General features: G+C 68.1%; 22 protein-coding genes and 1 tRNA gene. 11 read left to right on the forward strand and 12 right to left on the reverse strand.

Annotated features, from left to right (window positions below; genetic code table 11):
- Position 1: 1 nt before the first annotated feature.
- On the reverse strand, positions 2 to 1024 hold the full coding sequence (gene trpD / locus ACT3HL_RS04925; RefSeq protein WP_445085693.1) for an anthranilate phosphoribosyltransferase: 1023 nt from the start codon (positions 1022 to 1024) through the stop codon (positions 2 to 4).
- 288 nt (positions 1025 to 1312) lie between these two features.
- Here trpD and ACT3HL_RS04930 point away from each other — a divergent pair.
- The 5 genes from ACT3HL_RS04930 (at position 1313) to ACT3HL_RS04950 (ending at position 5928) form a co-directional block, all read left to right on the forward strand.
- Positions 1313 to 1387 (forward strand) — tRNA-Val (locus ACT3HL_RS04930).
- Positions 1388 to 1545: 158 nt separating this feature from the next.
- Positions 1546 to 2334, forward strand: coding sequence for an SDR family oxidoreductase (locus ACT3HL_RS04935; protein ID WP_445085694.1), 789 nt, complete (start codon positions 1546 to 1548; stop codon positions 2332 to 2334).
- Positions 2335 to 2571: 237 nt separating this feature from the next.
- Positions 2572 to 3789, forward strand: coding sequence for a hypothetical protein (locus ACT3HL_RS04940; protein WP_445085695.1), 1218 nt, complete (start codon positions 2572 to 2574; stop codon positions 3787 to 3789).
- 143 nt (positions 3790 to 3932) lie between these two features.
- Positions 3933 to 4682, forward strand: a complete 750-nt coding sequence (fer, locus tag ACT3HL_RS04945) for a ferredoxin Fer (RefSeq protein WP_445085696.1) — start codon at positions 3933 to 3935, stop codon at positions 4680 to 4682.
- A gap of 106 nt (positions 4683 to 4788) precedes the next feature.
- Positions 4789 to 5928 (forward strand): CBS domain-containing protein, encoded by a 1140-nt coding sequence (locus tag ACT3HL_RS04950; RefSeq protein ID WP_445085697.1) that lies wholly within the window; start codon positions 4789 to 4791, stop codon positions 5926 to 5928.
- Positions 5929 to 5954: 26 nt separating this feature from the next.
- Here ACT3HL_RS04950 and radB read toward each other — a convergent pair whose 3' ends face one another.
- Positions 5955 to 6650 (reverse strand): DNA repair and recombination protein RadB, encoded by a 696-nt coding sequence (radB, locus tag ACT3HL_RS04955; RefSeq protein ID WP_445085698.1) that lies wholly within the window; start codon positions 6648 to 6650, stop codon positions 5955 to 5957.
- 134 nt (positions 6651 to 6784) lie between these two features.
- Here radB and ACT3HL_RS04960 point away from each other — a divergent pair, with 134 nt between their 5' ends.
- On the forward strand, positions 6785 to 7558 hold the full coding sequence (locus tag ACT3HL_RS04960; RefSeq protein ID WP_445085699.1) for a hypothetical protein: 774 nt from the start codon (positions 6785 to 6787) through the stop codon (positions 7556 to 7558).
- Positions 7559 to 7639: 81 nt separating this feature from the next.
- Here ACT3HL_RS04960 and larC read toward each other — a convergent pair whose 3' ends face one another.
- The gene (larC, locus tag ACT3HL_RS04965; protein ID WP_445085700.1) at positions 7640 to 9043 is read right to left on the reverse strand and encodes a nickel pincer cofactor biosynthesis protein LarC; all 1404 of its coding nucleotides are present in this window, start codon (positions 9041 to 9043) and stop codon (positions 7640 to 7642) included.
- A gap of 227 nt (positions 9044 to 9270) precedes the next feature.
- Here larC and ACT3HL_RS04970 point away from each other — a divergent pair, with 227 nt between their 5' ends.
- Positions 9271 to 11496, forward strand: coding sequence for a CDC48 family AAA ATPase (locus ACT3HL_RS04970; protein WP_445085701.1), 2226 nt, complete (start codon positions 9271 to 9273; stop codon positions 11494 to 11496).
- Between the two features lie 251 nt (positions 11497 to 11747).
- Positions 11748 to 12404 (forward strand): LUD domain-containing protein, encoded by a 657-nt coding sequence (locus tag ACT3HL_RS04975; RefSeq protein WP_445085702.1) that lies wholly within the window; start codon positions 11748 to 11750, stop codon positions 12402 to 12404.
- Positions 12405 to 12506: 102 nt separating this feature from the next.
- Here ACT3HL_RS04975 and ACT3HL_RS04980 read toward each other — a convergent pair whose 3' ends face one another.
- Together ACT3HL_RS04980 and ACT3HL_RS04985 are read right to left on the reverse strand one after the other, a co-directional pair.
- Positions 12507 to 12926 carry a universal stress protein gene (locus ACT3HL_RS04980; RefSeq protein WP_445085703.1) on the reverse strand — a complete coding sequence of 140 codons (420 nt, stop codon included), beginning with the start codon at positions 12924 to 12926 and terminating at the stop codon, positions 12507 to 12509.
- A 72-nt stretch (positions 12927 to 12998) separates the two neighbouring features.
- Positions 12999 to 15020 (reverse strand): helicase HerA domain-containing protein, encoded by a 2022-nt coding sequence (locus ACT3HL_RS04985; protein WP_445085704.1) that lies wholly within the window; start codon positions 15018 to 15020, stop codon positions 12999 to 13001.
- 205 nt (positions 15021 to 15225) lie between these two features.
- Here ACT3HL_RS04985 and ACT3HL_RS04990 point away from each other — a divergent pair, with 205 nt between their 5' ends.
- Positions 15226 to 15573, forward strand: coding sequence for a DUF7113 family protein (locus ACT3HL_RS04990; protein WP_445085705.1), 348 nt, complete (start codon positions 15226 to 15228; stop codon positions 15571 to 15573).
- Positions 15574 to 15690: 117 nt separating this feature from the next.
- Here the strand turns inward: ACT3HL_RS04990 and ACT3HL_RS04995 are convergent, their stop codons facing one another.
- Complete coding sequence (locus ACT3HL_RS04995; protein ID WP_445085706.1) at positions 15691 to 16986, reverse strand: DNA double-strand break repair nuclease NurA; 1296 nt, start codon at positions 16984 to 16986, stop codon at positions 15691 to 15693.
- Positions 16987 to 17044: 58 nt separating this feature from the next.
- Between ACT3HL_RS04995 and ACT3HL_RS05000 the strand changes: the two genes are divergently transcribed.
- Positions 17045 to 17710, forward strand: a complete 666-nt coding sequence (locus tag ACT3HL_RS05000) for an HAD-IA family hydrolase (RefSeq protein WP_445085707.1) — start codon at positions 17045 to 17047, stop codon at positions 17708 to 17710.
- Between the two features lie 28 nt (positions 17711 to 17738).
- On the opposite strand, the gene ACT3HL_RS05005 is transcribed toward ACT3HL_RS05000, so the two are convergent.
- The 5 genes from ACT3HL_RS05005 to ACT3HL_RS05025 all read right to left on the reverse strand — a co-directional run bounded on the left by ACT3HL_RS05005 (position 17739) and on the right by ACT3HL_RS05025 (position 20233).
- Positions 17739 to 18149 carry a hypothetical protein gene (locus tag ACT3HL_RS05005; RefSeq protein ID WP_445085708.1) on the reverse strand — a complete coding sequence of 137 codons (411 nt, stop codon included), beginning with the start codon at positions 18147 to 18149 and terminating at the stop codon, positions 17739 to 17741.
- A 115-nt stretch (positions 18150 to 18264) separates the two neighbouring features.
- Positions 18265 to 18711 carry a DUF2240 family protein gene (locus ACT3HL_RS05010; RefSeq protein WP_445085709.1) on the reverse strand — a complete coding sequence of 149 codons (447 nt, stop codon included), beginning with the start codon at positions 18709 to 18711 and terminating at the stop codon, positions 18265 to 18267.
- A gap of 141 nt (positions 18712 to 18852) precedes the next feature.
- Complete coding sequence (locus tag ACT3HL_RS05015; protein ID WP_445085710.1) at positions 18853 to 19056, reverse strand: hypothetical protein; 204 nt, start codon at positions 19054 to 19056, stop codon at positions 18853 to 18855.
- 24 nt (positions 19057 to 19080) lie between these two features.
- Positions 19081 to 19806, reverse strand: coding sequence for an AMP-binding protein (locus ACT3HL_RS05020; RefSeq protein WP_445085711.1), 726 nt, complete (start codon positions 19804 to 19806; stop codon positions 19081 to 19083).
- Positions 19807 to 19915: 109 nt separating this feature from the next.
- Positions 19916 to 20233, reverse strand: a complete 318-nt coding sequence (locus ACT3HL_RS05025) for a cupin domain-containing protein (protein ID WP_445085712.1) — start codon at positions 20231 to 20233, stop codon at positions 19916 to 19918.
- Positions 20234 to 20405: 172 nt separating this feature from the next.
- Between ACT3HL_RS05025 and ACT3HL_RS05030 the strand changes: the two genes are divergently transcribed.
- Positions 20406 to 21383 (forward strand): arsenic resistance protein, encoded by a 978-nt coding sequence (locus tag ACT3HL_RS05030; protein ID WP_445085713.1) that lies wholly within the window; start codon positions 20406 to 20408, stop codon positions 21381 to 21383.
- 94 nt (positions 21384 to 21477) lie between these two features.
- On the opposite strand, the gene dnaJ is transcribed toward ACT3HL_RS05030, so the two are convergent.
- Complete coding sequence (gene dnaJ, locus ACT3HL_RS05035) at positions 21478 to 22647, reverse strand: molecular chaperone DnaJ (protein ID WP_445085714.1); 1170 nt, start codon at positions 22645 to 22647, stop codon at positions 21478 to 21480.
- Positions 22648 to 22649 lie beyond the last annotated feature (2 nt).

Here is a 22649-nt window from a genome sequence, read left to right on the forward strand (position 1 = left end):
CTCAGTGCTCCACCGCGGCGTCGATCGACTGACATAAGTCCTCGAACGTCGACGCGGCGTCCCCCTCGTCGATCGCGCTCGCGGCCGTCTCGACGCCCTCTTCGACGCTATCGGCGATGCCGGCGACGTAGATCGCCGCGCCGGCGTTCGCGAGAATGATGTCGCGTTTCGGCCCGGTGACCGCTCCCGTCACGATGCCGCGGAGGTCTTCGGCGTTCTCCTCCGGGGACCCGCCCGCGACGGCGTCGATCGGCGCCGAATCGAGCCCGATCGCATCGGGCGTGATCGTGTACTCCTCGACGTTCTCGCCGTCCACCTCGGCGACGACGGTCTCGTCGTGCAGCGCGATCTCGTCCATCCCCGATCCGTGGACGACGAGCGCCCGTTCGACGGGCATGTGCGAGAGCGCGCGGGCGAGTATCGGGACGAGGTCCGGGTCGTAGACGCCGACGACCTGCGCGTCCGCGCCGGCGGGGTTCGTCAGCGGCCCGAGGATGTTGAAGATCGTCCGCATCCCGAGTTCCTTCCGCGGGCCGATGACGGCCTTCATCGCGGGGTGGAACACCGGCGCGAGCATGAACCCGATGCCGTCGCGCTCGATGGCCTCCTCGACGGCCGGCGGTTCGGCCTCGACGTCCGCGCCGGCGACCTCCAGCACGTCCGCGCTCCCCGAGGAGGAGGAGACAGAGTAGTTACCGTGCTTCGCGATCGCCACGCCCGCGCCCGCGGCGACGATGGCGCTCGTCGTCGAGACGTTGATCGTGTCGAAGTCGTCGCCACCGGTCCCGACGATATCGACGAGCGGATCGCGGTCGGGATCGATCGTCCGCGCGGCGTCGCGCATCCCCTGCGCGAAGCCGGCGATCTCGGTCTCGGTCTCCCCCTTCGCCCGCAGCGCGGCCAGTAGCGCTCCGATCTGCGCCTCGGTCGCGTCCTCGAAGACCACCGTTGCGGCCTCTCGGGCCTCTTCCTGCGTCAGATCTGTTCCCTCCGTCGCGCGTTCGATGTAGTCTTGAAGCGTCATAATGATCACCGATGTACTAGTTCGTGTTGTAGTGAACAACTTCGTTCATCAGTATAAGGCTGTCGGAGCAGCGGATGAGATCCCGACGACACCGCCGGCTGCGTGGATTGAGGCAGTGACCGCGTTGAGCAGATGTGCAGTCTGGCACGGCACATCGATGGGGCCGTGACCGACCGCACGTCGAAAATCGGACGACCGCGACGCGCGTTCCCGAAACGAAACCTTCAATTACGTTCCGGGGAAACGGAGTAATGCGCTCAGTCGAGAGCGAGTGAACGCAGATCAGGCGGGTTGGTGGTCTAGGCTGGTTATGACACCTCCTTGACATGGAGGAGGTCGGCAGTTCAAATCTGCCCCAACCCATTACCTTTTAAAGAGAATCACACCACTCCGGAGTGATTCCGAAAGTCGTGTGCGAGTGTGGCAGGCTCCGAACGAGCGAGTTCACGACCATCGTCGAGGGGCCGGTCGGACGTGTCGCTGGGCACGAACCTTTTAGCACTGGTGTCCGAGCGTCGGATATGGACCTCGACCTCGGACTGGAAGGCAACGTCGCGCTGGTCACGGGGAGTGCGACCGGCCTCGGTCACTCCTGTGCGGAAGCGTTCTCGCGGCAGGGGGCGAAGGTCGCCCTCGCCGCGCCGAACCTAGACGACCTCGCGTACGCCAGCGACAGACTCCACGCCCTCGGCGAGGGTGAGATCTTCGGTCTCGAAGCCGACGTTCGAAACCCCGACCACTTGGCGGCCCTCGTCGAGGAGACCGTCGAGCAGTACGGCGGCATCGACCACCTCGTCACGGGGCCCCGACCGCTCGAACCGGAGCGGTTTCTCGACGTCTCCGACGAGGACTGGTTCCGAGGGTTCGATCGGCTGTTCATGAGCGTCGTCTGGGCCATCCGCGAGTCCTACGACCACCTCGAAGACTCCGATCAGGGGACGGTCGTCACCGTGGCCAATCCCGCGATCCCCGGATTCGCCGACGAACTGTCGGTGGCGACCGCGTACGGGCGGGCGGTCCAAGGTCTCACTGAGAGTCAAGCCACGAGGTTCGCGCCCGACGTCCGCGTGAACGCAGTCGTCCCGGGCCCCCACGAGACCGAAGACCTGGAGACGTTTCTCGCTCGGCGCGTCGAGGCCGGCGAATTCGCCGACCTCACGTCGGCGTGGGAGGCCGTGCTGGCGGACTGTCCCTACGAGTCGCCGGGGGATCCCCTCGACCTGGGAGCGGTGGTCACCTTCCTGTCCAGCCGGCACGCGAGCTTCGTCAACGGCGCGACGGTCCCGGTCGACGGCGGGTCCGGGCGCTGAGAGTCGGACCCGAAACCGGACCTGTCCGCGCGAGGCGCGGGCGGTTCGACCGTTTCCGAATCGCTGACGACGTCTCACTCCGCAGCAACACCTATAGTAGCGTTTGCAAGTCTTCACTCATCTGATCGCACGACTGCGTGCGATCGAATGCGCACTCGGTTGCAAACGCTACTATAATAACAATCGCCCGGGCGGTATCCGTATGACGCGGATGCGCCGACAGGTGGTGTTCGCCCAGTGAGCTTCGACCGCCGGACATACCCGAGTTGGGGGCTCGTCGGCTCCGGAACCGCCGGTCGCCGAGTCGCTTCGCAAATCGTAGCGCGCGGGGAGACCGACGCCGTCGACGATCGCGTGGTGTTTCTCGACACGGGACACGCGGTGAGAGGGGGGACGCTCGATCGAACGGCGTCGGCGCTGGCGATCGGCCGGGGGGAGGTCAACGACCGGCACGTGATCACCCTGGATCCGACGGGCGTCGGCGGCGACTTCCTCGAGGCCGAGCGCGCGATCGAAGCGCGCGCTCCCGAGGTCAGCGCCCGGATCTCTCGCACGCTCGAGGGGGCCCGGGCGGTCGTCCACCTCTGCGGCGTCGGTGGGGGAACGGGCGCCGGAACCGTCCCGTTCCTCGCCGAGCAGCTCTCGGACGCGTTCGAGCCGGACGGTCTCGCGCAGTTTTCGCTCGCCGTCTGGCCGTTCGAGCACGAGCCCACTCGACGGCACTTCAACGCGGTCTGTGCGCTCTCACGGCTGGTGGCCGGCGACGAGGGCTCCCCGACCGCAGATATGACGATCCTCGCGTCCAACTCGCGGCTGGCCGCTCTCGCGAGGTCGACCGGAGCGTCGCCCACGGGAACGACACCGGCGAACGACGTCGGTGCCGGCGGGGATCTGACAGCGATCAACGAGCGTCTCGCGACCGCGCTCGAGTTGGTTTTCGAATCGGGAAGACAAGGCGACCACGTGATCACGCCGAGCGAGTACGCCGCGATCCCGCGGCGACGTGGCATCGCCCACGCCACGTTCGGGACCGCGCTCGGCGAGCCGGTCGAGTCGGACCTCGAGTCCGCCATCGAGCGCGCCACCGAGAACGCGTTCGTGCCGCTGGATCCGTCGACTGCCGAGGCTGTATCCGTCGTCGTGCGCGCCCCGGAGCCGCGGCTCGCCGCCGGCGACGTGACGCGGGGGGAGCTCGAGGAGGCCGTCGCGGCGTGGGAGAACGCGCGGGGGATCCGCGGCGCTGTCGGTACAACGAAGCTCGTGAGCGCGTCGGCCGCGTCCGAAGCCCTCGACGTGCTTGTCTTCCTCGGCGGGTTCGACCTCGATCCGCTGCTCGACCCGTCCGTGGAACGCTACGAGCGCGAGCGGGAGTTCCTTGACGACGCCAACCACCACAAGTATCTCGAACACGCCGACCGAGCGGCGAGCGATCTCGAACGCTACCGTTCGGACTGAGTGGCGTCGCGACGGCGGATTCCCGATCGGATCGTGACCGCAGCACCCGGGGTGTCGACCGCGCACCGGCGACCGGCTCCGACAGTTTCCGGGATCCGGGATCGAGGGGAGGACTTAACCGCGTCATCGGCATACGCGTGGGCGTGGAGTCGCCGTACGACGTACTCGATATCGACGCCGACGCCGACGAGGACGAGGTCGTCAGGGCGTATCGAACACGGGTGAAGGAGGCCCATCCCGATCACGGGGGGTCGCTCGCGGAGTTCGAGCGCGTCCGGCGGGCGTACGACCACATCACCGCCGGCCGCGACCCGACGACGTTCGAGGCGCGTCTCGGCGACGGCCGCCGGGGGACTGGTGACCGCACTGATGGTAGTGAGCCGAGCGCTGCCGAGACCGACGAGACCGCAACCGCGGCCGACACCGACGAACCGGCGGAAACCGCGGACGCCGACGAGGAGCGCACGCTCGGACCCACGGTCGAGTACCTCGATTATGCGGTCCTGGAATCCCACGGCTGGGAGCTGACCGACGACGACCTCTTCGAGAAGGCCGAGGCGGCCGACCTCGACGTCGACAGACACGGCATTCTCGTCGTCCAACCGCGGGAGACCCTGCTCGAGGCCGCAGAGCGCTACGGGTTCTCGTGGCCCTACGCGTGCCGGGGCGGCGCGTGTGCGAACTGCGCGGTCGCCGTCGTCGGCGGCGAGGCGGAGATGCCGGTGAGCACCGTTCTGACCGACGAAATGAAAGATCGGGGGATCCGACTCTCCTGCATCGCCGAGCCGGTCACCGACGATCTCCGGGTGGTGTTCAACATCGGGCGGCTGCCGGCGCTCGCGGAGCTCCGACTCCCCGCAGAGCAGTTCACGAACGCGCGGGCTGACGACTGACCGATCAGCGGGAAGCGCACCGTATCGCTGCCGTCCGCGTCGTGAGAACGGGGACGAAGTTTCAAGACAGCGGCCGGCCTACGTCCGAACGGAGGCTACTCCGACTATGGATATTACTGATATTGCCACTCCTGATTTCGTGGAAGTCGACGCCGGCAAGCGCTTGGGCAAGATCCGCGCGATATTCGAGCGCGAGAAACCGCGGGGAATCGTCGTCACCGAAGACGGCGACTACGCCGGCGTGATCGGCGAAAAGCAGCTCGTGCGGTCCCGGATGGAAGACGACACCAAGGCCTCCGTCGTGATGAAGTCCGCTCCGCACATCGACCGACACGAGGACGTCCGCGAGACGGCCCGAATGCTCGTCGAGGGCGACGTGAACATCGCGCCTGTCTTCGAGGGTGAGAAGCTATACGGCGTCATCACCGGCGACGCGATCCTCAAAGCGGTCATCGACAGCCTCGACGCTATCGCCGTCGCGGACATCCTGACCGAGGACGTCGTCACCGTCGGAGAGAAGTCCCGCGTCGGCCAGGCGATCAATCAGCTCCGCGAACACAGCATCTCGCGGCTCCCCGTCGTCGACGAGAGCGGCGACCTCGCGGGGATCGTGACCACCCACGACCTCGTCGAGTTCGTCGTCCGCGACGACACCCGACAGGGCCGCGGCGACCGCCGCGGCGACCTCGACCGGATGCTGGATCTCCCCGTCTACGATCTGATGTCCGCGCCGGTGATCACGGCGACGCCCGAAGAGACCGTCGACGCCGTCGTCGAGCGGATGTTCGAGAACGACGTTTCGGGGCTCGTCGTGACCGATTCGGACAGTGAGACGGTGCAGGGAGTCGTCACGAAGACCGACGTGCTCCGGGCGCTCACGTTCACCGAGGAAGAGCGGATGGACGTCCAGATCACCAACGTCAGCCTGCTGGACACCTTCTCTCGCGAGGAGGTCGTCGAATCGATCACGTCGGTCGTCGACAAGTACCAGCAGATGCAGGTCTTCCACGCCCACGTCCGCTTCCACGAACACAAAGAGAAGCTCCGCGGGACGCCGCTCATCCAGTGTCAGATCCGGCTGCGGACCAGCCACGGGCAGGTCGCCGGCAGCGGCGAGGGCTACGGCTCCGAGCACGCGTTCCACGTCGCGCTCGACAAGCTCGAGCGAAACGTGCTCGAGATGAAGGGTATCAACGCCGACGAGCGGTACCGCGGACAGCTCATCCGGAAGCTCGGCGAGCTCTGAACCGGACGGAACTGTCTCTCTCGGCGCTACAGTTCGGCGCTCTCGAGCCCCGTTCCGGTGATCGCGAACGTCGCCGACTCGCCGGCGGGCTTCGAGCGGTGCTTTTCGAGCGTGGCCCGTCGGTTGCCGCCGCGGAACCGATCGAGGCGGACGACGGCGCCGGTCCAGTGTTCGAGCGTGTGCCCGCCCAGCGGTCGCGCTCGATCGGTGTCTGGATCGGTGAACACCTGGTTCGTGATGACCGCCGCGAGGTCGTGTTTCCGCGCCAGCGAGAGCAGGTGTGTGACCTGACTGGCGACGCGGCGGAGCGAGTCGCCGGCGTCGCTGTCGCCAGTCCGTTCGAGCCGGTAGAACCCCGTCGCGCTGTCGAGGACGATCAGATCCGCGCGCTCTGCGAACTCCTCGGCGTCGCGGACGGCCTCCTCCTGTTCCTCGAAATCGTGGGCCGCAGAGACGATGAGCCGGGAGGTGACATCCTCGATGGACTGCTCCGCGCCGGCGGCTGCCTCCGCGAGCTGTCGGAAGCGGTCGACCGAGAGCCCCTCAGTGTCGATGTAGACGGCGGTCTCCCCCGCGGCCGCGACGCGGACGGCCGCCGAGAGCGCGACGTTCGTCTTGCCCGCGGCCGGCGGGCCGTAGAGCTGCGTGACGGTGCCGCGCTCGAAGCCGCCCCCCAGCAGCTCGTCGAGCGGCCGACATCCCGTGGTGAGTGCGTCGGACACGCGGGCATCTCGGTCGGCTTCGGCGAAAAACCCCCCGGTCGGTAGGGCGGGCGGTCGGAGTCGCGTCCCGGCGACGCGAGCGCTCGCCGCCGCGGGCACGACAGCTTTTATGTCGAGACGCCGAAGGTCCGTTAGTGATCGTCGTCGCGACCGACGACTTCGAGCTGTATCACGACGTCGTCGACGAGCTGCGAGAGCGCGGGGTGGCGTTCACCACCCGGGAGCCGGGCGCGACGCTCCCCGAGCGGACGCGAGTAGTGATCAGCTCGCCCGACGACGCGCTCTCGGTCCCGGCGGGCATCGAATCGGTGGTCGCGACGGCGGGCGACGGCGGGGCCCGTCGCGCCGTCGAGAGGGCGGTCTCGATCCTCCGCGGGGGCGGCGGTCGGACGGTCGTCGGCGTCGACCCGGGCACGCGGCCGGGTCTCGCCGTTCTCTCCGGCGACACCGTCGTCGCCGCGTTTCAGGTCCCGCTCGCGGACGCGGTCGACACGGTCCGCCGGGAGGTCGCGGACGCGCCGGACCCGCTCGTCCGGATCGGCGACGGCGCGCGGCTGCAGGGCGCACAGCTCGTCAACGACCTCGACGACGTCACGGTCGAACTCGTCGACGAGACCGGGACCACCCCGTACCTCGGCACGGGTGCGCGCGGGATGGGCGACGTCCTCGCGGCGGTCAACATCGCGCGACTCCCCGGCGACGAGATCGGCTCGCGAGAGATCGAGCCGACGGCCGGGGAACTCCAGCGCATCAAGGACCGATCGCGCCGTCAGTCCGCGGACGATCGGACCATCGACGAGGGGCTCGCCCGGCGCGTCGCCGCCGGCGATCTCACCGTCGCGGAGGCGCTCGAGGCGCACCGCGGGCGGGACCGGGGCGTCGCTGATTCTGGGGACGCCGACGAGTAGCCCGTACGTGAAGTGTCGAGTAGACCGCGCGAGAAGGGACGAGACAGAGCGGACCGTACGAGAGACGACGACGGTCACCACTCACTCGACGTCTCGAACCGACGCCTCGGCGCGTCGCATCACCTCTCTGACCGACAGCCCGGTCGCCTCCGCGACGGCGAGCGCGTCGTCGTACTCCGCGCTGTAGTCGTACGGCTCGTCGGTCTCGTCGCACGCGACCTTGACCGCGACCTCGTGGGTCTCGCCGTCGACGTCGAGCGTGGCCGTCCGGAACGAACGCGAGGCCACCCAGCGGTGTCCCGCGCCGTGTTCGCGGATCCCGAGCGTCCCCGTCTCGACCGCGAGGCGGTGTGCGACGCGTTCTGCGTCCTCGGGTCTGACGATCACCTTCACGAGGTGCCCCGGCCGGGACTTCTTCATCGTCGCCGGCAGGACGCTCACGTCGCGCGCGCCGGCCTCCTGCAGGGTCGACTGGAGGCTGCCCAGCACCTCCGGCGCGGCGTCGTCGAGGTTCGTCTCCAGCACGGTGATCGCCTCGCGGGCGAGCCGGTCGCCGCCGTCGCCGACGATCGCTCGGAGGACGTTCGGCCGGTCCGGGAAGTCGTATCCGCCCGCGCCGTAGCCCGCGGCGTCGACCTCGAGCGCGGGCAGAGTGTCGACGCCCGCCGCCACGTGCGCGAGGATCGCGGCCCCCGTGGGCGTGAGCAGTTCGGAGTCCACCGGCCCGCCGCGGATCGACCAGTCGGCGTCGCCGGCGATCTCGACGACAGCGGGCGCGGGGATCGGGTACTCGCCGTGGGCCATCTCCTTCGTTCCCCCGCCGGCCGAAAGCGGTGTCGTCACGACACGCTCGACGTCGAGGTCGTCGAGCAGGAGCGCGACGCCGACGACGTCCGCGATGGCGTCGTCCGCGCCGACCTCGTGGAAGTGCGTCGATGCGAGGTCCGTGTCGTGCACCGTCGCCTCGGCCTCGCCGAGACGGCGGAAGATCGCCTCGGCGTCGGCCTCGACCGACGGCGGGAGCCCCATCGACCCGACGATCTCGACGACCTCGGTGTACGTGCGGTGTGGGCCGTGGCCCTCCGCGGGCGTCGCACTCGACGGCGACGACTCTGTGGAGGGGTACTGGTCGTGCGAATGACCGTCGTCGTGTGAATGCGTATGGTCGTGTGTGTGTTCGTGGCCGTCGTCGTGTGCGTATTCGTGGCCGTCGTCGTCAGCGTGGTCGTGTGCGTGTTCGTCGTCGTGAGAGTGACTGTGGGAGTGGTCGGCGCCGTGAGAGCGGTCGTGGCCGGCTTCATCGAGGAGCACGCGGACCCGCGTGGCGGCGATGCCGTTCTTGTCCACGGTCTCGACCGCGTAGCGGACGTCGAGTGCGTCCTCGACGGGCGCGAGGGCGTCGGCGTCCGCACCGGCCGCAAGCAGCGCGCCGAGCAGCATGTCGCCGCTGGCCCCCATCCGGCCGTCGAAGGCGAGTGTTCGCATACGCGCTCACTCGTCCCGCGGAGGCAAAATTCCACGCATCGCCGACGCCGCGCTTCGACGGCGCACCGCGAACAGGTCGATGCCGCTGTCGGTAAGGATTAGTATCCTCGAAGCCAACGATGACATAGAATGTCACAGTCCGGGTCTGAGTCCCGCACCGGCGATGTCAGGGAAGGACTTAACCCCGGTCGTGACCGACAGGCGGGACGTATCCCCGCGACCTAACTATGAACGAAGTTCAACTCGAAGTGGCGAAAGCGTACCCGAACGACTCGGGCCGCGGCATCGCCCGTCTCGACCCGGACACGCTGCTCCATCTGAAGCTCTCACCGGGCGACATCATCGAAATCGAGGGCGCCGAGACCACCGCGGCGAAGGTGTGGCGCGCGGACCGGCAGGACTGGAACACCGACACGGTCCGAATCGACGGGTTCACGCGACAGAACGCGGACGTCAGCATCGGCGAGCGTGTGACGATCCGCAAGGCCGAGGAGACGAAGGCCGAGAAGCTCGTCCTCGCGCCGCCGGAGGAGGCGAGCGTGCAGTTCGGCTCCGACGCCGCCGGGATGGTCAAACGGCAGATCCTCAAGCGCCCGGTCGTCGAACGCGACATCGTCCCCGTGATGTCCTCGACGAACCACCCGTTCATGCGGTCGCCGGGACAGGCGATCCCGCTCATCGCCGTCGAGACCGAGCCCGACGGCGTCTGCCTCGTGACCGAGGACACGGAGGTCGAACTCCGCGAAGAGCCCATTTCGGGCTTCGAGAAGACCGGCGGCGGGATCACCTACGAGGACATCGGCGGGCTCCAAAGCGAGATCCAGCGCGTGCGGGAGATGATCGAACTCCCGATGAAGCACCCGCAGATCTTCAAGAAGCTCGGGATCGAGCCGCCGCAGGGCGTCCTGCTGCACGGGCCGCCGGGCACGGGGAAGACGCTGCTGGCGAAGGCAGTCGCCAACGAGACCTCCGCGAGCTTCTTCTCCATCGCGGGCCCCGAGATCATCTCCAAATATTACGGCGAGTCCGAACAGCAGCTCCGGGAGATCTTCGAGGACGCCACCGAGGAGTCGCCGTCGATCATCTTCATCGACGAGCTCGACTCGATCGCTCCGAAGCGCGAGGACGTGACCGGCGAGGTCGAGCGGCGCGTCGTCGCCCAGCTACTCACGATGATGGACGGCCTCGAAACCCGGGGACAGGTCATCGTCATCGCGGCGACGAACCGCGTCGACAGCGTCGACCCGGCGCTGCGCCGACCCGGCCGCTTCGACCGCGAGATCGAGATCGGCGTCCCCGACGAGGTCGGCCGCAAGGAGATCCTCCAGATCCACACCCGCGGGATGCCGCTCTCTGACGACGTCTCCCTCGATCACCTCGCCGACGAGACCCACGGCTTCGTCGGCGCGGACATCGAGTCGCTGACGAAGGAGGCGGCGATGAAGGCGCTCCGGCGCTACCTCCCGGAGATCGACCTCGACGAGGAGGACATCCCGCCGAGTCTCATCGATCGGATGATCGTCAAGCGACAGGATTTCCAGGGGGCGCTCGCGGACGTCGAGCCCTCGGCGATGCGGGAGGTGCTCGTCGAGCTCCCGAAGGTGTCGTGGGACGACGTCGGCGGGCTCGAAGACCCGAAACAGACGGTCAAAGAGAGCGTCGAGTGGCCGCTGACGTCGCAGGGGCGCTTCGAGCGGATGGGGATCGACCCGCCGAAGGGCGTGCTGCTGTACGGGCCGCCGGGAACGGGGAAGACGCTCATCGCGAAGGCCGTCGCCAACGAGACGAACGCGAACTTCATCTCCGTGCGCGGGCCGCAGCTGCTCTCGAAGTGGGTCGGCGAAAGCGAGAAGGCAATCCGCCAGACGTTCCGGAAGGCCAGACAGGTCAGCCCGACGATCATCTTCTTCGACGAGCTCGACAGCCTCGCGCCCAGCCGCGGCGGCGAGACGGGCAACAACGTCTCCGAGCGGGTCGTCAATCAGCTCCTGACGGAGCTCGACGGCCTCGAGGAGAACGGCAACGTGATGGTGATCGGCGCGACGAACCGACCGGACATGATCGACCCCGCGCTCATCCGCTCGGGGCGGTTCGATCGCCTCGTGCTCATCGGCCAGCCCGACGAGGAGGGCCGCGAGCAGATCCTTCGGATCCACACCCGTAATTCGCCGCTCGCGCCCGACGTCAGCCTCCGCGAGATCGCCGAGATCACCGACGGCTACGTCGGCTCGGATATGGAGACGATCGCCCGCGAGGCGGCCATCGAGGCGCTTCGTGAGGACGCAGACGCCGATGAGATCGAGATGCGGCACTTCCGACAGGCCATCGAGTCCGTCCGGCCGACGATCACCGACGACCTGATGGACTACTACGAGCAGATGCAGGATCAGTTCAAAGGCGGCGGTCGCGAGGGCGTCGGCGAACGCCGGGGCGGCCGGATCGGCTTCCAGTGAGGCGCCCGGAGGCCGTCGGGTAGCGAAGACCGGGCGTATTTCCTCCGCTTAGCCGCGAACCATCCGCGAGCAGCGCCGTCACTGCCGTCCCGACCTGTCGCCGCGCGATTACCACAGGATCAATCGGCCGAACACCTCTCCAAATTTTCATTAAGTAACCTCGGCGTAACCACCTGAAACCGGTGTCAGCGAGAGGTTAAGTGGCTTCCGCGAGTATCGTCTGCTGACGACACTAACGCAGAGAGACACTAATGACACAGCTAAAATCAGACTACGTAGACGACGCCGAAATCGACGACGAACTGGACGACCTCCCCGAGGACGCGACCATCGACGCCGCCGTCGAGAACCTCGAATCACGCGGCTTCGAGGTCGTCGTCGTCGACTCGTCCGACGACGCGCTCGAGACGCTTCAATCGCACATCCCCGCGGGCGCGTCCGTGATGAACGGCCACTCGACGACACTCGAGGAGATCGGCTTCGACGACTACCTGAGCGAGGGCGACCACGAGTGGGAGAGCCTCCCGGCGGAGATCTGGAGCATCGACGACGACGAGGAGCGACAGGCGGCCCGCCGCGAGTCGCAGACGGCCGAGTACTTCCTCGGCGGGATCAACGCCATCGCGCAGACGGGCGAGCTCGTCGCGGCCGATCGATCGGGCAGCCGGATCGGTGCGTACCCCTTCGCCGCCGAAAACGTCCTCATCGTCAGCGGCGTGAACAAGATCGTTCCGACGCTGGAGGCCGCGCTCGACCGCCTCGAAGCGGTCGCTTATCCCCTCGAAAACGAGCGGGCTCAGGAGGCCTACGGCGTCGAGTCCGCGATCGCCAAACAGCTCATCTTCCGGCGGGAACTCGAAGAGGGCCGCACGACTGTCGTGCTCGTCCGGGAACAGCTCGGGTACTGAGCGACGACTGGCGACGAAGGTACTGAGCGACGGTCGGTGGCTCGGGCGCTCCGGTCGTCGAGCGACGGTCGCGAAACGATCTCCTGCGCAGCGTGGGGTCACTCACCTGACGATCGTCACGGGGACCGGCGAGCGGCGGGCGACGTGTTCGGCGACGCTCCCGAGCACGAGCCTGGAGACCCCCCGCCGGCCGTGGCTCCCGACGACGACGTGATCGATGTCGGGCTCTTGGGCGGCCTCGACGATCGCCACCGCCGGACGGCCGACCTCGATTGTGGTTTCGACGGCGAGGCCGCCGAGGCGTTCGCGGCTCTCGGCGAGCAGCTCCTCGGCCTCGGTCTTCGCCTCCTGATACCACTCCTCGGAGCCGCTCGGGAGGACGCCCGCACGGTAGCCCGCCTGCACCGGGTTGATGACGTGCAACAGCGTCACCCGGGCGTCGTCCCACTCAGAGGAGACGAACTGGAGCGCGTGCAACGACTGCGGCGAGCCGTCGACCGGAACGAGCACGTGCCTCGGCATAGCTTCGCCTACAGCGGGGGAGTATAAAAAACGGGGACCGAGGAACGAGCCCACGCCGAACCGCGTCGCTCGCTACTCGCCGTGCCGGGTGAGACAGACGGGGAGCCCGACGAGTTCGACCGGCTCGGAGTTGTCGGGCGAGTAGACGACCAGCTGGCCCTTCTCCATATACGGCACTTTGTCCTCCAGCGCCGGCGGGATGTTGACGCTCTTGATCGCGTCCTCGTCGCCGAGGTTGAGCACGAGCCGCGTGTTGATCTGCTTGAACACCGACTCGGCGACGTCTTGGGGGTCTTGGGTGACCAAGAAGAGCCCGAGCCGCTCTTTGCGCCCCTGTTTGGCCGCCTCGGTGAACTTCGAGATCACCTTCCGCGCCTGGACGGTGTCCGCGTCCGCGAGGAAGTTGTGCGCCTCGTCCATTCCCAGAAGCAGCGGCGTCTCCTTGATCCGCTCGGAGTCGGGCGCGTTCGAGAGCTTGTCGTCGATCAGCATACTCGACACCGCGAGGACGAACAGCTCCTTCGCGCGGCTCGAAGAGAGGTGATACGTCGGAATCACCGTCAGCCCGCCCGGACGGACGAGCTGGTGATCCAGTTCGGTGATCGGCCGTGCCGACTGATCGAAGACGCCGTCGGGGACGCCGTGGACGCGCCGCTTGACCGCGTCGAACGTCGCCTCGTGCACCCGACCCGACTCGTCGAGCTCCTCGCGCAGCGCCGGGTCGTCGAGGAACGTCAGGAACTCCGCGTAGGTGCCGGCGTTTCCGTACTCGCGGAAGAACCGTTTGAGCAGGTGGACGAGCGCGGGGTACTGATTCTCGTTTAGGCTGCTGCCGGCCACGAGCCACGGTCGATCCCGCGCCATCGAGAAGGGAATCGTGAACTCGAGTTGCTCCGCGCGGTGGTTCTCGCCGCCGTAGGGGACGCCGTCCTCCTTCGGCACGAGCGCGACCGTGTCGTCGTGGCCGCCGTGGACGATCCCCTCGCGCTCGTAGCGCCGCCTCGTTTCCCCGTCCATCGCGGGGTTGTCGTCGTGCATCTGGGCGTACTCGTCCTGCGGATCGAACTGGACGACCGCGAGCCGCGCCGCGCGCCCGTCGTCCATCTCGTAGGTCCGGTCCTCCGCCAGCAGTTGCCGGAGGACGTTCTTCGTGGCGTGGGTCTTCCCCGACCCCGTCCCGCCGGCGACGAGGGTGTGTCGGAACACCAGCGGGTCGCCGTCGGTGTAGTCGTCGCGCAGGCGGTAATCGATCGTCGGCGGCTGCGCCGCGGTCCGAACCTTCTCGCCGCCCACCGAGAGGTGGCCGAGGAAGATCCCCGAGGAGGGGATCTTCAGCCCGGTCTTGATCTGCTCGGGGTCGGTCGCCTCGGCGACGACCGCGCCGGGCTTCGGGACGCGATCGACCATCCGCCGCTTCAGGTCGCTCTCGTCGGCACCGCCGCCGGCCTCCGATCCGTCGCTCGCGGACCGCCCGCCGTCTTCGAACAGTACCGCGAGCGGGTCGAGCGACGCGACGAACTTGTAATCGCGCTCTTCGAACGCCTCGCGGCGCATCGCCCGGCGGGCGTGGATCTCGGTCGCGTCGTCGGTCTGGAACTCCTGGGCGTACTCCAAGGCGGTGATTCGCGAGAAGAGCAGCTCATCGTCGGGATAGGGAACAAGGAAGTACTTCCCCAGCCGGACGGTGTCGCGGTTGCCGGTGGTCACGTACGCGCGGAGGGTCGTGTCGTCGCCGTCCTCGGCGACGCGCAGCCCCTGCGAGACGGCGATCGCGCCGATCCCGCGGTCTCGTCCCGCCGGCGCGGCGTCGTAGCGCTCGAACGCGACGTCTGCGTCGCCGCTCACCGTACCGCCGTCGGCGTCGCCGCCGCTCACCGTACCGCCGTCGGAATCAGCACCCGCAGAGCCGCCGTCGGCGCTTCCGGCGCCGCCAGCGCCTCCGGACGGTGACGTGGTCGACTCGTCCGACGGCGCGTCGGCGTCCAGGTCCGACGTGCCGACCCCCGCCGGAGCATCCTCCGCGTCCGATCGCCCGCCGTCGTCCCGACCGGACGAGCGGTCGTCCGACCCGGGCTCGAAGTCTCCGAGATCCATCGTATCACCACTGTAGTCGGCGGCGACAAAAACACCCCGCACGGGCGTCGGGTTCGGACCGTCGGTTCGACGGCCGCTCGTCGTCGACCCCCCTGTCGCATCTCGTCGTCGACCCCCCTGTCGCATCTCGTCGTCGACCCCCCTGTCGGGTCCCCGTCTCTCCGGCCGCCGGACGCCTTTTGCCGCCGGGGGCCCTACATCAGATATGCTTCTCGTGCGCGGCCACGCCGGAGGGACGACCCTCACCGGGACGATCTTCGAGCGCGGCGAGCGCGCGCCCACGTACAAGGGCGCGCCAGACGAGGACGCGCCGTACGTCTGGGTCTGCGACGAGTTCTACGAGGTCGAAAGCGGCGGCTCGCAGACGGAGATCGGCGGCGAGACGGTCCACGTCGCGTTCGAGTCCCCGATGCCGCGCGGATTCGAGACGCGCGACCGGGCGCTCGCCGCGGCGAAGGAACACGTCCGAACGCAGTTCGCCCGCGTGGGGATCCCCGAGTCCGACGTCGAGATCGAGGTGCTGAAAGAGGAGCCGGGCGCAGAGCGCCCGTAACCGTGGTCATCGCTGGCTTCTCGCCCGCGAATTATGGTAGCGTTTGCAAGTCTTCACGCATCCGATCGCACGCGTCGTGCGATCGGATGAGCAATCAGTTGCAAACGCTACGACAGGCTACTCGACGTCTCCCCAGCGAACATCGTCGTACCGCGTGACCTCGTCGCTTTCGAGCGTCTCGGCGAACTTCCCGCGGAGCGAGGACTTCTCGCGCGCGCTGATCCTCGCGAGCGTGTCGGCCTTCGCGACGGCCTCGGGCGGACCGCGTCGGGTCGCCACGTCACCGAGGAGCTGGCGCTCGATCGCCTCGCGGGTCTCCTCGTCGCGGGCGAAGGCGTAGGGCGTCTCGATCCGGTAGAGGACGTCCGTCTGCGGCTCGTAGACGACGAAAAAGCACGTCTCGTACAGCTCCGGATCGAGGCGGCGCTCGACGCCGTAGGCGTCGCCGTCGGCCGCGACCGTCGCGTCCGCGCCGCCGCGGGAGACGAACCAGTTGGTGAACGTCAGCTCGCCCGTCCGCCTTCCTTCGGGGCCGTGACCGCGATCGGTTGCCGACGGACGCCCGCCCGACTCCGTCTCTCGGCGCTCGAGCAGCCGCGTGAAGAACGCCGCGTCGTCGGTCCACGGCACGTCGATCCCGTCCGCTTCGCGATCGCGGAGCGCGCCGACGATACGCTTGGAGGCTGGGTTCTTCACGAAGCCGCAGAGCGGGACGTCGCGTTCGACGAACGACTCGACGAGCCGGACGTAGTTCTCGACGATCGAACGGGGTTTCAGCTCCTCGGCGATCGCCCGGAGGTCGGCGTCTCTGTCCCGCCAGCTCAGCAGTTCGACGGGGTACAGCGGACCGTCGAGCACGAGCAGGTCCGACACCGCATCGGCGTGTTCGAGCGCGTGAGAGCTCTCAGCGAGGTAGAGCGCGAGCGCGTGGACGATCCGCTCGGCGTAGCGGTTGACCCGCGGGACCGAGATCACGCGCCAGCGGCAGTAGCCGTCGTCGACCTTCCGCCACGGCTCCTCCAGTTGGACGGTCTCGTCGTTGAGGTGCGTCGCCGCGACGATGCTGCGGCGGCGGTGCAGGTCGAGATCCGACGGCACGGCGGCCATCGCGGCTTGCGCGAGGTCGACGACGAGCCCATTCTTGAACGTCGTGGGGTTGATCGTCCCCGAGTCGAGGCCGTGGACCGTCTCGAACGGCGTCGGCGCGAGCGCGACGTCTTCGGCGTCGACCGCGCGCAGCCGCTTTTCGTCCACGGGTTCGAGGACGACGCGTCCGTCGGGGCCGTAGAGCGGATCGAGAAAGCCCTCCCAGATCCGCGCCGCGACGTCGACGTGGTCGGCGTCGTCGACCTGCCGCGCGAGGTAGGCCGCGAGGTCGGCGATGCTGTCGACGTGGACGGGGTCGAGTGTCACGTGTCCCCGTTACGGCGAGACGAGAAAAGTCATACGTCCCGGCGCCCTACGGACGCGCGTGACGATCTCCGCGGTCGGTTTCGACCTCGACGAGACGCTCGCCGTCCCGACGCGGGACCGGGCGACGATCCTCGCGGACGCCGCCGAGGCTACCGGTGCACCGCCGCTGTCGCGCGAGTCGTACCTCTCGGCCCATCGCCGGAACCTGACCCGCGAGACCCGAACGCCGATCTTCGCCGACCTCCTCGCCGACCACGACACCGATACCGACACGGACCCCGCGAGCGTCGCGACCGCGTACCGAGAGGAGATTGCCGACGCGCTCGTCCCCGTCCCCGGCATCGAACCGTTTATCGAACGCCTGCGCGCGGAGTACCGGGTGGGACTGCTCACCAACGGCCCGCGCGTGGCCCAGCGGGACAAACTGACGACGCTCGGCTGGACGAACGCGTTCGACGCGGCGCTCGTGACCGGCGAGCTCGACGCCGGCAAGCCGGACCCGGCCGCGTTCGCCGCCCTCCTCGAAGCGCTCGGCAGCGACCCCGGAGAGACGGCCTTCGTCGGCGACGACGTCGACGCGGACGTCGCCGGGGCGGCAGACGCCGGGCTCGTGCCGATTCAGGTGCTCTATGAGGGCGGGCCGGACCCGTCGCCGCGCGCGGCGGCACATCTCGACCGAGCGCAACTCGTAACGCGGCTCCCGGACGTGCTCGCCGGTCTGTGACGGTGACTAGCTCACCGGTCCGTGGCGCTCATTGGTCCGCTGTGTTGTTCTCACCCCGAGCCGCGACGGCCCGAAGCGCCGGCAGCAGCCATTTCACCTGCGCGCCGTCCTCGACGTACACGACCGTCCGCGTGGCGTCGCCGTCGTCTCGCTCCGCGCGCAGGCTCTCCTCGCGGGCGATCTCGGCGACAGAGTCGGTCGCCTCGATGTCGGCGTCCCGTGCGAACTCGACGCGAACGCGCTCCGGTTCGACGAACACCGACGCGGCGCGTTCGCCGTCACGCTCGATCGAGTAGGCGAACGCGCCCGCTGACGTGGGTTCGACGTCGGGATCGGCGTCCGCGACCGCGAGCGGGGCGAGGTCGTCCCCGTGGCCGGTCACCTCGGAGGCGAGGAACTCCGCGATTCGACGCCCGTCCGTCAGCCGCTCTTCGACCATAGAGAGCCATTCGATACGCGCCGAAAAGAACGCACCGTTCGTGGGTCGGTGTGCGCTATTCGCGGGTTGGCGCGCTCACGAACCGACGCGCGCGATCGACGGTCGACTCGGGGAGTTACTCGCCGAGAGCCTCTCGCGCGGCCCGCGCCGCGTCGCTGACGTCGACGCCCTGCTGGCGCGCGTAGAGCGCCGCGGCGGCCTCCACCGAGATCGCGAGTCGCCGCTGGCGCTCGTTCACCGCGGCGACGGCGTCCTGCTTGTCGTGACCGGCGGCCACGAGCGAATCGAGGATGCGCTCGAACGCCGACTGCTCGCGGAGGATCGACTCGTCGGGCTCGTACTCCTCGGGAACGGACACCGCCGCCGGGTCGAACTGGGCGACGACGTCGCCGCCCTCGCGCGCGAGCAGTCCCCGGCCGGCGGCCACGTCGATGAGGCGCTTGGCTTGGTCCGGCGAGAACCACTCGCGGTCGAGCGAGAGCGCGACGACGAACTCCCCCTCGCCGAGCCGCGCCGCCCCCTGCTGTTTGAACGGGACGGCCACAGCCACCTCGAGGCTCATACTCGCTGAGGGGAACCGGGCCACAAGGAACCCTCGGTTTTCGGTTCGAGCACCCGCCCACCGATGAGCCGAAGTCGGATCCCGCGGCCCCGGGTCGGGCTGTTTGACGTCGTCGGTCCCACTCAACCGCGATTCGATGGACTACGACTCTGACGGGTCCGTGCGTCGGGATTTGAGTGCCCACAGGACGAGGACCACACCCTCCAGTCGTGCCGCGGTGTAGACCCACGAGCGCAGCTCGACGTCGTCATCAGCCGCCGCGAGATCCATCCAGAAGTTGACGAACGGTCGAGGGGCGATCAGTTCGACGAGTCCGAATGCCAGTGCCGCTGCTCTGAGGACCATATGAAAACCTCGCCCGGGCAGGTGTTAGCTCTTGCTGTCACATTCGTCGGGGAAGACGACCGTCGCACCCGCCGCGATCGGCGCCAAGAGCCCGGCTACGACGACGTCGGGATCGGCGAGCGATCCTCGAACCGCCATCTCGTTTCCGGACCGCAGCTCCGCGTCGGAGATAACGCTCGCCGCCGCGGAGAGCGCTTCCGCGTGGGTGTACCGGCGGTCGCCGGCGGCTATGAGCGTGTCACCCCCATCGACGCTCGCGGGGTGGATCGCGGGGTTTTCGCTCCAGACCTCCGTCTCCCAGTGCGTGGTCGCGGGATCGCTCGGTCGGTCGCCGTAGACGGCGAGGTGATGGCCCGGCGGGAGATTGAACTCGGCCTCGCGGTCGGCCGGCGCGACGACGGCTCGGGGCGGGTCACTGTCGTCGACAGTGTCCGAAAACCGCGTCACAGCACCCAGTTGTGCCGCACCAAAAAACGTCAGCACCGGTTCCGGGAGGGCGTCAGGAACCACGAGGACCGTCTCGCCCTCGCGGACGCCGAGGTATCGGAGGACGTTCCCGGCCTTGTACGTGGTCGTGACGAAGTCGCGGTAGCTGTACGTCCGCCCGGACGCGTCCACGCGGAGTGCGGGTCCGGACGTTCTGCGGTCGCGAGTGAGGAGGTCGCCGACCGTCTCTGGGTCGGGACACGGCGCAGGGAACTCACCGCTGTCTCCGTCGTCGGCGGTGTCGCCCCCCTCGTCGGCGTTCATACCGGGCGGTCCGTCGGCCGAACGCAAAACGGCGTCGACAGCGACTGGGCGGTCGTGTCGTCGACGCTTCCCGCGCTTATGTGACCCTCAGGAAGACGCCGCCCCGCAATCAGGGCGCGCCGGCGACGACGAGCGTGCTCGGCTCCTCGGCGTGGAGCAGACGGCTCGATTCGGGCGCGACGCGGACGGCGTCGCCGGCGTCCATCGCGATTTCGTCGCCGTCGACCTCGAGCGTCGCCGCGCCCTCGGCGAGGTAGTACACCTCCTCGTGGTCGCGATCCTCGTGGTCGTGCTCCATGCCGGTCCACCCCTCCTCGGCCTCGATCACGGTGAACCCGAGGTTCTCGCAGTCGAGCGCGTCGCGGAGGAAGTACATTCCGGGGGCCTTCTCGTCGCCATCGGCGTAGTTCGATGTCGTGTATGCCATACGGGGACCGTACGGTCGAGAGGCACGTCAAAGTGAGGGTTCACCGCGCTCTGGTGCGCGCTCCTGCTGCGCTGCCCGAAGTGCCGCCCGCGACCGGGCGAACACGGGGCGCGGCCGGTTCCCCGGTCGGATCACCACAGTCTTAGCCGACGGCTCACTACTGAGAGACAGGATGGGTTTCGCGGAGACGTACCAAACTGTCTTCGTTCTTCTCGCGGTTCTCGTCGGCCTCGCACTCGGGCAGTTGTCTGGCGTTTCACCCGTCGCAGATCTCCTTATCCTCCCGTTTTTGATGGTAATGATGTTTGCCGCGTTCGCCGGAATTCCACTCTCCCAACTCCGTTCGGCGTTCCGAAACCGTCGGGTGGTGGGGGCGAGTCTTCTGGTCAATTTCGTCTGGAGTCCGCTGTTGGCGGTGGCACTCGGTGCGGTCTTCCTCCGAGATCACCCTGCCCTGTGGGTCGGACTCATTATGCTCTTGGTGACGCCGTGTACCGATTGGTATCTCATCTTCACCGACATTGCGGGCGGCGACGTGCCGTTGGCAACCGCGATTCTCCCCTACAACCTCGTTCTCCAGTTGATGCTTCTTCCGCTCTACCTGTACGTCTTCGCGGGAGAGCTGGTCGCGTTACCGGTGGAGCTACTGGTCGAAAGCGTCGTTCTCGTCCTCGTCGTTCCGCTCGTTCTCGGCGGGACCGCTCGATGGGTACTGACTCGTCAGATGGGTCACCAGTGGTTCAATCGGCGGTTCCTTCCGAAGTTGAGCCCGCTTCAAATCGGTTTTTTGAGTCTCGCTATCGGTGCGATGTTCGCCTCACAGGGAAGGGTTATCCTCGATTCGCCTGGACTGCTCGCTCTCCTTGCCGTCCCCGTGATCGTCTTCTACGCGATCAACCTCGGTGTCGGGTTCGGCGTCGGCCGAGTGCTCTCGTTCTCCTACAGGGAGCTGGTCTGTTTCAACAACACGATCCTCTCTCGGAACTCTCCGACAGCTCTCGCGATCGCGGTCGTCGCATTCCCCAACGAGCCGCTCATCCCGCTGGCGCTGGTCATTGGGCCGCTGCTGGAACTCCCGCTTCTCGGCGTGATCGCGCAGGTCCACATCGCGGTCAGAGACCGAAGCGGGTGGCCATTCGCTTTTCGATAAAACCGATCTGTCGGCTCACCAGCACTCGCGGCTTTTTTCCCACCAGGTTTTTTGGCCGGGGTCGAGCGCCGACGAAGTCGGCGCGAGGCCCCGGTTAAAAAAGGTGGGAGTTCTTGATCTTCTCGAAGAAGCCCTCGCTCACGTCGACGTCCTCGCCGCCGGCCTCCGCGAAGGCTTCGAGCGCCTCCTTTTGCTCCTCGTTGAGGCTCTCGGGCGTCACGACCTGTACTTGGACGTACAGGTCGCCGCGGCCGCGACCGCGGAGGTGCGGCATCCCCTCGCCGCGGACGCGGAACTCCTCGCCGCTTTGGGTGCCCGCGGGGACGTCCAGTTCGGTCGTCCCGTCGACGGTCGGCACCTCGACGGTCGCGCCGAAGACCGCCTTCGGGAACGAGATCGGATGGCGGTGATAGAGGTCGTCGCCGTCGCGCTCGAACGCCTCGTGGTCGCGGACCGCGACGTCGATGAGCAGATCGCCGTTCGGGCCGCCGTTCTCGCCGGGCGCGCCCTCGCCCTCCATCCGGAGCGTCTGTCCGTCGCGGATCCCCGCGGGGATGTCGACAGAGAGCGTCGCCTCCTCGCGAGTGATGCCGTCGCCGCGGCAGGTCGAGCAGGTCTCGCTGTAGGTCTCGCCGGTCCCCTCACAGCGCGGGCACGTCCGGGTCTGTTGGACGCGACCGAGCGGCGTGTCGCGGACGGACGTCGTCTGCCCTTGCCCGTTGCACTCCGGGCAGGTGCTCACGTCGGCGTCCGCGGGGTGGCCGCGGCCGTTGCACGTGGTGCACTGCTCCGGACGGGTGACCGTGAACTGCTTTTCGACGCCCTCGTAGACCTCTTCGAGGTCCAACGCGACCTGTGTGCGGAGGTTCTGTCCCTGTCTCGGGCGGTTCCGCTGCTGTCTGCCGCCCTGTCCGCCGCCGCCGAAGAACTGGCTGAAGATGTCCTCGAACGGGCTGCCCTGCCCGCCGCCGCCCATTCCGCCGAAGGGGTTGCCCTGTCCGCGGCCGCCGGCACCGCCGCCGACGCCCCCGCGCTTTTCGGCCTGCTCGAAGCGCTCGTGCCCGAGCTGGTCGTACATCTGGCGCTTCTCGTCGTCAGTGAGGACCTCTTTCGCCTTCTTGACCTGCTTGAACTTCTCCTCGGCGTCGGGTTCGTCGGAGACGTCCGGGTGATACTCGGTGGCCTTCTTTCTGTAGGCCTGCTTGATCTCGTCCTCGGTGGCGTCTCGCGAGACACCGAGCACGTCGTAGAAGTCCTCGCTCATTC

This window comes from Halobellus sp. GM3 (assembly GCF_052545375.1).